This is a genomic window from Candidatus Streptomyces philanthi (assembly GCF_059553635.1).
On sequence record NZ_JCANQV010000618.1, the window covers coordinates 1 to 1,141 of the forward strand.

1 protein-coding gene is annotated in these 1,141 nt (G+C 76.2%); it reads left to right on the plus strand.

Annotated elements, in window-relative coordinates; translation table 11 throughout:
* Positions 1–152: 152 nt before the first annotated feature.
* On the plus strand, positions 153–1,141 hold a 989-nt coding region (locus AC51EU_RS30670), incomplete at its 3' end, for a cell division protein PerM (RefSeq protein ID WP_496270357.1).

Sequence of the window (1,141 nt, forward strand, 5' to 3'; positions counted from 1 at the left end):
ACCCGCTGCCCGTCCGCCCGCCGGCCGGCCTGCTGCTTCTTGCGCTGCGTCATGCAGAACAGTGTGAAAAGCCGCATATGGGTATGCAGTGCGACACGTCGATCATTTGGTCACTACAGGGATGAATCATTAATTATTGGCAGCATGACGCTGTGAGCCAGCCGATCACCCATGGCCTGTCCCTGTCCCCCCGTACCGCCGCCCGGCGCTCCTCCGCGCTCGGCGCCGCCTTCCTCGGCGGCGCGACCGCCGCCGCGCTCGGTCTCGGCGCGCTGACCGTGACCGTCCTCCTGATCTGGGTCGCCTCCCCCTATCCCGGCAGCCACCTGTCCGGGGCCCTGCGCCTCGCCGCCGACCTGTGGCTGCTCGCCCACGGCGGCGCCCTCGTCCGCCCCGGCACCCTCTCCGGCACCCCCGCCCCCGTCGCCGTGACCCCGCTCCTGCTCACCGTCCTCCCCGTCTGGCTGCTGCACCGCGCCACCCGCCACGCCCTGGCGGGCCCGGCCGGCGCGGAAGGCGGTACGGAGGAGAGCCCGCCCGTCCCCGTCGCCGTCCTGGGCGCGCTGCTCACCGGCTATCTGCTGCCCGCCGCCGCGGCCACGCTCTACGCCTCCACCGGACCGCTGCGCGCCGCGCCGCTCGCCACCTTGGCCGGCGTGCCGGGTCTCGCGGCCGCCACCCTCGCCTGCACCGCCGGATACGTCCTCGGCGCCAAGGAGGCGGGGCCCGCCCGGCGGTGGTCCGACGGCGCCGGGACCCTGTACACGGAACCCCGGCGCACGGCCGTCTGCCGCGCGGCCGCCGCCGCCACCGCCGGACTGCTCGGCTGCGGCCTGCTGCTCGCCCTGCTCGGCCTCGTCCTGCACGCGGGCGCGGTGCGCCGCGACTTCTTCGCCCTCGCGCCGGACTGGTCCGGCCGGAGCACGGTGCTGCTGCTGTGCCTGGTCCTGCTGCCGAACGCCGCCGTGTGGGGCACCGCGTACGGGCTCGGCCCCGGCTTCGCGGTCGGCACCGGCAGCGTGATCGGGCCGCTGGGCATCGCGGGCTCCCCGGTGCCGCCGCCGTTCCCGCTGCTCGGCGCGCTGCCCACCTCGGTGCCCGGCCGCCCGGCGATCTGGGCGCTGACCGCCATGCCGGTCCT